Here is an 8,360-nt window from a genome sequence, read left to right as displayed (position 1 = left end):
TGAGCCAGGATCAAACTCTTCTGTTTAAATCCTTCTCATTCTTTGGCTATCTTCCAATAGCCCGGAATTGACTTCGTCTTTTTCCTTGTCTTCCCTACACTATGTTGTTTTCAAGGTCCTTCCCCAGCCCTTCGCTTCGCTTCGGGCACGTCCGCTCCTCGAAGCGGCTTTATTATCTTACCAAACTACCTCCCTATTGTCAATAGTTATTTGAATTATTTTATTTTGCCTTCTCACCTCCATGATACAGGGTCCTAAAACCCTGATCAGGAGTATATTGAGACACGATAAAATGGGCGTAATCCTGGGTCAAAACATGGACGAGCGTTTTCTCCTGCCAGATCCATTCCTTTTGAAGCGCGCTTCCTTCCAGCCGGGCGGCCTCCTTCCCCTCCCGATCCAAAAGCATATTGCCCTCTTCATCGAGCAGAAGCGCCTGATCCCCCGCCGGCGACAGCATGAGCTCCATGCCCAAAACCGGCGTCCTGCCTCCAGGAAGATGAAAGCTTTGTGCCCTGCGCTGTCCAAAATCAAAAAGCCACAAATCGTTTTCCTTGCGAAAGACGGCCCGCTCCCCCTCCAGCTGGATCAGCCCATAGCCGGCAGGCACCCACCAGGATGCCCCATCCGCCCCGGCGAGCTTCAGCTCACCGGCCTCCAGTGTCCAAAGATGGTCTCCGTCAAAATGGACCACCGTGGTGTCCTCCAGAATCTCCCGGCCTTTCTCGGTCAGCTTGGCGGTCATGGCGCCGTTTTGCAGGAGAACTTCTCCCTGGTTGCCTGCCCACACCTTTTCCGGAGCGCCGGAGAACCAGGAGATATCCCTTGTCTTCATTTCACCCGTCCCGCATTCCACCAGCACCACATCCCGTTCCTGGACCACGGCGCACCAACGGCCATCGGGCGAAAAAGCTGCCGCCTCATCGCCAGACTTGGTTTCACCGACAGCTTTTGCGTGATTCTTGTCCAGATCCACAAGGAGAATGGGCCAGGGGATTGCCTCCTCCCGGCTGTCTCGGTTGGCGGCCAAAGCATACCGGCCATCGGCGCTGAAGGACAGCTGCGTGGATACCTCGCCTTTTTCAAAATAGTGCAGCGGCTCCAGCTCCACCGTGCCCGTCAAGCCCCAGATTTCACCGCTGCGCTGGAGGATGGCCAAATCTTCAGTATTTTTGAGCAGAATCCGCTCCTCCGAAGCAAAAACCAGGGACCATTCCCCGGTTTTCCCCGCAAAGTCCCGGGGCACACCGCGAAAAACGGGGGATGTGCCTTTGGCACATCCCCATAAAATAATCATGATCGTCAGCGCCCACAGGGCGATCATCCTTCGTTTGATCTTGGCCACCTCCAGAATACTCAGCCTTCCGCCAGCGCCGCCGCAAGATCGTGGATCTCCTGGGCCATGGCATCCGCTCTGGCCGATGCGGCGTCCTCCGATTCCTCCCTGACTCCGAGATACAGTTTGATCTTGGGCTCGGTGCCCGACGGCCGGGCGGCGAACCATGCGTCATCCTCCATCTCATAGTAGAGCACATTGGACCGGGGCAGCTGCAAAGGACCTTCCTGTCCGTTTGTCAAATCCTTGCGCATGCGCTTGTCGTAATCCCGGACGGCCAGCACCGTCTTGCCCGCCAGCGCCTTGGGCGGATGATTGCGCAGTCCGTCCATCACCGCCTTGATTTTGACGAGGCCTTCACTGCCGTCCATTTCAAAGGAAACCACTTTTTCCTTATAATAGCCGTATTGCTGATAGAGCTCCTGCAGGCCCTGATAGAGGCTCATGCCCCGAAGGCTGTACCACAAGGCCACCTCTGCCATCAAAAGGCAGGCCGCCACCGCGTCCTTGTCCCGGGCAAAGGTCCCCGCCAGATATCCGAAGCTCTCCTCAAAGCCAAACAGGAAGGTATGAGATCCATCCTTTTCGAACTGCTCAATCTTCTCCGAGATGAACTTGAAGCCGGTGAGCACATCGTACAGGGTCATGCCATAATTCGCAGCAATGGCATCGGCCATGTTGGTGGATACGATGCTCTTGACCACCGCGCCGTTTTGCGGCAGATCGCCGCTTTGCCTGCGGGCCTCCAGAAGATAATTGAGCAGCAGGCAGCCGATCTGGTTGCCGGTGAGCACCTGAAATTCGCCCTTTTCGTCCTTCACCGCCGCGCCCATCCGATCGCTGTCCGGATCGGTGGCCAGCACCAGATCCGATTGAGTGACCCTTGCCAGGGCCAGCGCCAGCCGAAGCGCGTCCCGTTCCTCGGGGTTGGGCGCCTTTACCGTGGGAAAGTCGCCATTCGGCGCCTCCTGCTCCCGCACCACGTGGACCTTTTCAAATCCGGCCTCCTGGAGCACCCGCCGCACCAGCTTGTTGCCCGCGCCGTGCAGCGGCGTATAGGTGAGCTTGAAATCCTGACCCACATTTTTGATCATCTGCGGATTGCGGGACAGTCCGAGGATCCGGGAAACATACACGTCGTCGATTTCCCGGGAAATCATAATGATCTTGCCCTGACGCTTGGCCAGCTCGGCGTCCATCAGCTGAATGCCGTGAAATCCATCGTTTTGCGCGATGGAATCCACCACGCCCTGCACAGCCTCCGGACCCATCTGACCGCCGTCGCTCCAGTAGACCTTGTAGCCATTGTATTTGGCCGGATTGTGGCTGGCGGTGATATTAACGCCCGCGATGGCGGAAAGCTCCCGAATGGCGAAGGACAGCTCGGGAGTGGGCCGAAGCTCATCGAACAGATACACCCGAATGCCGTTGCCCGCCAGCACGCGGCTCACCTCAAGGGAGAATTCCTCGGACATATGGCGGGAGTCATAGGCCACCACCACGCCCCTTTGCATGGCCTCCTCACCGCAGCCGGCGATGTATTCCGCAAGGCCCTGGGTGATCTTGCGCACCGTGTACACGTTCATCCGGTTGGAGCCGGCGCCTAAAACGCCCCGCGCCCCAGCGGTGCCAAACTCGAGTTCCCGGAAGAACCGGTCCTCAATCTCCGCCGGATCCTTTTGAATGCCGATGAGTTCCTTGCGGGTGGCCTCGTCCAGATCCTGGCTCAGCCAATATTGATAACGTTGCATAGCCTCCGTCATATTCCCCACCTCTTACCGGTAATATTTGTTTTTATTTTACCATATTTATGCCATGGGTGAAAGAAGAAAACATTGCCCACACCATGTTTATTCACAATCTTAACATAATATTCACAGGAAGCAAGCCCTTTCGCAAAAGAAGGCAAAATACTACTTTTATTTCGCGGAATTAAGTCTACATAATCAAGTTTATCCACACAAAAAAAGAAGCCCTTTCGGGCTTCTTCATCTTTCGTTATACGCCGGCAAAAAACGCATTCAGCTTATCCACAAGCTCATCGGCATTGATGCCATGAACCTTACAGGCATCCTCAATGCTCTCACCGCTGGCCGAGGGGCAGCCCACGCAGAACATACCCATCTCAAAAAACACCGCGGCCGACTTTTGGTCCTTCTTCAGAACGTCCGCAATGATCATCTTCTTATCAATCACAGCTCGTCCCTCCTTTCTCTCCCATCATAACCCGGAAGCTGCAATCCATCAAGGACTTTTATCAAATTTCGCCCTAGCAGTTTTTAGCATCATCCCACCAGCAGCAGGATGGCCGGAATCGTGACGAGGGAAAGCAGGGTGGTGAAGAATACCACCTTGGCCGCATAGGCGCCGTCACCGCCGTAGCGCTCGGCAAACAGGGTGGTGGCCGCCGCCGCGGGCATGGCGCTGCACAAAAGGAGCACCGTCCGCACCACGCCGTCCAAACCAATCATGGTGGTGACCCCGTACACAGCCAGGGGAATGAGAATCAGCCGGACGAAGGCGGCATAGTACATGGACGCGTCCCCCACCACCTCCTTCAGCTTCATGTCCGCCATACGGGCGCCAATGATAATCATGGACAGCGGCGTGGTGAGACTGCCCACCAAACTGATGCCGGAACTCAACGGCTCCCAAAGGGGAATGCGCAGCAGGAAGAAGAAAAATCCAAGGAACACCGCAACAAGGGAGGGGCAGGTGACCAGGGAGCGCATCCGAATGCCGCCCCTTCCGGTATACAGCCAAACCCCGATGGTCCAGTTGAACACGTTGAAGGCCACCAGAAAAACGGAACAATACAGGACGCCCTCCTGGCCCAGCAGAGCCGAAATGAGGGGCAGGCCCATGAAGCCCGCATTGGAAAAAATGGCGGTAAAGCGCAGCACCTGCAGCTGTCTGTCTTTATAATGGAAGAAAATCAGCCGGCTGAGGGGCGTAAGCACCAGATGAAGCAGGAAGGCGCCCGCCATCATGATCAGAATGTTCTGCAGAATCTCCGAGCTGAATTCAAACTGGAAGGACGCAAAGGCGAGGCAGGGCATACTGATGTCCATGAGCAGCGCATTGACACCGCCCAGCACCTCGTCCCGCAGGATCGATTTTTTTCTTGCAATGAATCCAGCCAGAATGGCGACAAAAAGCGCGATCACCTGCTTGACGATGATGAGTGATCCTTCCATTGATTCCCCTACTTCCCTTAAGTCTCTTTGAGTTTGAAGGGTCCGCTCTCTTTCAGTGTGTGGGCCAACGCCCGGCCGTCCGAGACACCGGGCAAAAAGGTTCCTCCCATGGCCTCCCCGCCCTCCTCATGAAAATCGGAGGCGGATATCGCCACAAGGCCGTTCGCCTTTGCAAAAGCCCTGGCCTTGTCGTTGTAGTTGTGATCAAGATGGTTGGGGTTGCCGTTGTAGACCTCTGCGCCATGCAGAAATTCCGCCGGCGCCGGTTCGCAGCCCCGGTCCCGGAAGGGATGCGCCTGGCAGATGAAAAGTTCGTCCCGGAACCGGCGGTAAAATTCCGGCAGTTCCAGTTCATAAAGCTTGGGATGCTCCCTTAAAAAGGCCTCGTCCACCCCAAAGATCAGATAATCATTCACGTGGCCCTTGAAGCGAAGCTCAATGCCAAGCAGCACCTGAAGCCCCGTCTTCTCCCCGGCGGTCTTGGCCCTCCGGTAGCCTGCAAGGTAGCGGTCCACCTTCTTTTCCCAGGGCAGATCGCCCATCTTTTCGAAATACCGTGCATAGTAGTGGTCCGTAACCGCTACGCCGTCATAGCCCGCCCTTTGATAGAGCTCCGCCATCCGTTCCGGCTCCACCTGCCCGCAAGAGCTGACGGTCGCCGTATGCACATGCAGATCATACAGTCTTTCCATGGGACACCCCCATTTCACTTACCTCTTAAATGATACCTCCTGCTCCAAAAGCTGTCAATCCGCGGCAGATGGGGACAGGCGGGGCGCGTCGTAGTACAATGAAGAAAAGGGGGCATGACGATGAGTTTGAGTCTTAGCTGTCTTGGGTGCAATTTAAATCAGGCGCTCAAGGTGCTGGATGGGTTGGGCCTCAGCCCGGCCGCCCGGGAGAGCGCCATGCGGGAGGTCCTGTCCTATCTCAGCCGGGTATCCTACAATCTGTCCAATCCGGAGATCATGGGAGGCACCTGGGGGATCATCGTCCGGCACGGCGGGGACCCCGATCCCTACCGGGAAATCAAACGCTATTACAACGAAGAGCTTCTCGCCATGAGCGGCAGCATTGAGACGCTGATCGCCTCCGCATCCGATCCCTTCATCACCGCGCTCAAGACGGCCATTGCCGGAAATCTCATCGATTTTGCCGCCCAGCACACCTTCGATCTTGCGGAACTGCAAAGACGGATCGAGGGCGTGTTGGATACGCCTTTGGCCCGGGATGACAGTCCCCGGCTCCGGACCGCCCTGGCCGGCGCCCGCACCCTGCTCTACCTCGGCGACAACTGCGGGGAAATCGTGCTGGATAAACTGTTCATTCAGCGTATCCTCCGGGAATTCCCGGTCAAAGTGTATTATGTCGTTCGCGGCCGGCCCATCATCAACGACGTGACCCTGGCCGACGCCCGGCAGGTAGCCATGGAGGAGGCGGCCACTGTCCTTGAAAACGGCGACGGCTGCCTGGGCACTGTATTAGGCCGGGTATCTCCCGGCTTCCGCCGGGTCTTCGAAGAAGCGGACGTGATCATAGCCAAAGGCCAGGGCAACTACGAGAGCCTGATGGACGCGCCTCGCGGCAACCTCTTCCACCTGTTCATGGCCAAGTGCCAGCCGGTGGCCCGCCATCTCGGCGTTCCGCCCATGTCCATCGTCTGCTTGGAAAAAAAGGCATGAGCCATTAGGCGACGGCTCATAAGGAAGTAAATAAAATTTCCCGGTAGAACCGGCGTGGTGAAAATCACGCCGGTTTTTCCGTACTTGCAGGCAGCTCCGGTTTTTGAAGTGGAATCTGGATTTTGCCCACATAAGTAAAATAAACCTCAATCGTCACATGCTTTCTCCCATCGATTTTCTCCGGGTTATGGATGACGATTTTTTCAATCAGTTCGTTGACTGTCGCAGCGTCAAGCTCCTGTATATCGGAATACCGTTCCGCAAGCTGTAAGAAACGCCCCACATCCGAAACCTGCTCAGCTTCTTCTGCGATTTCCCGTTCCAGTGTTTCGGAAAGCTGCCTGATTTCTGCCTGTTCGGTCTCATACTGTGCAGATAACTTCTGGAAACGGAGGTCACTCAGTTTCCCCAGAACATTATCTTCATAAAGGTGTTGGATGATTTTATCCAAGTCCTCTATACGCTTCTGTGCGCCTGACAGGGCTTTTCGTTTCTGTGCCAGTTCTGCTTTCCGGCTGGCTTCATCCTGCATCAGCATTTCCTGTGTGAAGTCATCCTGAAACAGTCGCACATAAGTCAGTGTCCGCTGAACACATTCCAGTACCCGCTTATACAGCGTGATTTCACGGATATAATGAATCTGGCAAGAACCGGTATTGCTTTTGTAATTGGAGCAGACGAAATGATCTTGCGAATCATCTTTGTAGCTGTTGCAGGTACAGTAATAGAGCTTAGCTCCGCAGTCAGCACAGCGGACAAGACCGGAGAAAATGCTTGTCTTACCGGTTTTGGTTGGCCTGCGTTTATTTTCCCTGAGAGCCTGTACTCGTTCCCATTGTCCGTACTCAATGATTGCCGGCTGTGTTCCTTCAAATATCCGCTGATTTTCTTTCGGATTTTGCAGTCGCTTTTTGAATTTCAGGGATTTGGTATAAGTCTTGAAGTTGACGGTACAGCCATTGTATTCCCGCCGTTCCAAAATACCGGCGATTGACTTTTTGTTCCATCCATATAAATTATCCGGCATTGTCCAGCCTTTCTGTTTGGCATGGTAGGCTGTAACGGTCAGCACCTTTTCTGCTGTCAGTATTTTGGCTATCTGCATCGGCCCTTTCCCTGCAATACACAGGTCATAGATACGTCGCACCACCTTAGCCGCTTCTTCATCCACAATCCATTTCTTTTTGTCCTGCGGATCTTTCACATACCCGTAGGGCGGGTTGCTGGCAAGGTGTTCCCCGGCTTCACCCCGCATTTTAACGACTGCCCGGATTTTCTTGCTGGTGTCCTTTGCGTAATAATCGTTGAATACATTTTTGAAAACGGCAAAATCATTTTCTCCTTTGGCACTATCCACATCATCATTGATTGCGATGAAGCGGACGTCGTAAGCTGGAAAAATGAAATCCTGCAAACGCCCCATATAGGAATATTCCCTGCCGAGCCGGGACAAGTCTTTGACAATCAGGGTGGAAACCGAATAATCCTCCACATATTTCATCATTTCCTGAAATCCCGGTCTTTAAAAGCTCGTTCCTGAAAATCCATCGTCTACAAAAAACATGATATTGCGGAAACCGTGTTCCGCCGCATACCTAGAGAGTAAAGCCTTTTGATTGGTGATACTGTTTGATTCCCCGTCAAGGGCATCGTCCTGGCTTAAACGACAATATAAAGCTGTGATTTTATCTGGCTGCTGGTTCATAAATAGCTCCTTTCCTCCCGAAAAAGGGATAACAGCCAGGTAAACGGTTACCTGTATTATAACGCATTCTTTCTGTTATTTCAGCCTCCCTCATTTACATTTCCCCCATATTTTTTGCAATCATCCGGCGCAGCTTGTTCAGCACACTTTCCGCATCATCACCAGCATAATGAGGAATCACATGGTAAACCGTGTTGCCCTCCACGGCGATATGTTCCTCGGTATCAAAATCAAATTCAAACACACCGTCTTTGAAATGCTCTGCCACACGTTCCGCCACTTCCGGTTTCAGAAACTGCGGAAGTGTACTCAAATCTTTTTTATCTGCCATTCAGTCAGTTCTCCTTTCCTGTTGTCGGAATTCTCAGGGTAATTACTGCCGGTCTGCCAAGCCCCTGTTTCCTACGGATAATCAGTCCGCTGCGCTCTAATTCCTGAAA

General features: G+C 54.0%; 8 protein-coding genes and 1 pseudogene. 1 reads left to right on the top strand and 8 read right to left on the bottom strand.

Annotation, left to right across the window (positions count from 1 at the left end; all coding sequences use genetic code 11):
- Positions 1–220 precede the first annotated feature (220 nt).
- The 5 genes from H8696_RS10820 to H8696_RS10800 form a co-directional block, all read right to left on the bottom strand.
- Positions 221–1,345, bottom strand: coding sequence for a TolB-like translocation protein (locus H8696_RS10820; RefSeq protein WP_249317449.1), 1,125 nt, complete (start codon positions 1,343–1,345; stop codon positions 221–223).
- Between the two features lie 11 nt (positions 1,346–1,356).
- Positions 1,357–3,099 carry a phospho-sugar mutase gene (locus H8696_RS10815; RefSeq protein ID WP_249317448.1) on the bottom strand — a complete coding sequence of 581 codons (1,743 nt, stop codon included), beginning with the start codon at positions 3,097–3,099 and terminating at the stop codon, positions 1,357–1,359.
- A 235-nt stretch (positions 3,100–3,334) separates the two neighbouring features.
- Positions 3,335–3,517, bottom strand: coding sequence for a DUF1858 domain-containing protein (locus tag H8696_RS10810; protein ID WP_249317451.1), 183 nt, complete (start codon positions 3,515–3,517; stop codon positions 3,335–3,337).
- A 104-nt stretch (positions 3,518–3,621) separates the two neighbouring features.
- A complete protein-coding gene (locus tag H8696_RS10805) occupies positions 3,622–4,533 on the bottom strand; it encodes an AEC family transporter (RefSeq protein ID WP_249317447.1) in 912 nt (303 codons plus the stop codon).
- Positions 4,534–4,550: 17 nt separating this feature from the next.
- Positions 4,551–5,225 (bottom strand): PHP domain-containing protein, encoded by a 675-nt coding sequence (locus H8696_RS10800; RefSeq protein WP_249317446.1) that lies wholly within the window; start codon positions 5,223–5,225, stop codon positions 4,551–4,553.
- 120 nt (positions 5,226–5,345) lie between these two features.
- Here H8696_RS10800 and H8696_RS10795 point away from each other — a divergent pair, with 120 nt between their 5' ends.
- A complete protein-coding gene (locus tag H8696_RS10795; RefSeq protein WP_249317445.1) occupies positions 5,346–6,215 on the top strand; it encodes a damage-control phosphatase ARMT1 family protein in 870 nt (289 codons plus the stop codon).
- Between the two features lie 64 nt (positions 6,216–6,279).
- Here the strand turns inward: H8696_RS10795 and H8696_RS11360 are convergent, their stop codons facing one another.
- From H8696_RS11360 to H8696_RS10785, 3 genes and pseudogenes are all read right to left on the bottom strand, one after another.
- Complete coding sequence (locus tag H8696_RS11360; RefSeq protein WP_407926384.1) at positions 6,280–6,753, bottom strand: DUF4368 domain-containing protein; 474 nt, start codon at positions 6,751–6,753, stop codon at positions 6,280–6,282.
- Between the two features lie 117 nt (positions 6,754–6,870).
- Positions 6,871–7,920: pseudogene (locus H8696_RS10790) on the bottom strand (recombinase family protein); the annotation flags it as partial.
- 94 nt (positions 7,921–8,014) lie between these two features.
- A complete protein-coding gene (locus tag H8696_RS10785) occupies positions 8,015–8,251 on the bottom strand; it encodes a hypothetical protein (protein ID WP_249317444.1) in 237 nt (78 codons plus the stop codon).
- Positions 8,252–8,360: the final 109 nt, after the last annotated feature.

Origin of the sequence: Gehongia tenuis (assembly GCF_014384795.1) — a bacterium.
GTDB lineage: Bacteria > Bacillota > Clostridia > Christensenellales > NSJ-53 > Gehongia > Gehongia tenuis.
This window is presented reverse-complemented; position numbering and strand designations above follow the sequence as displayed.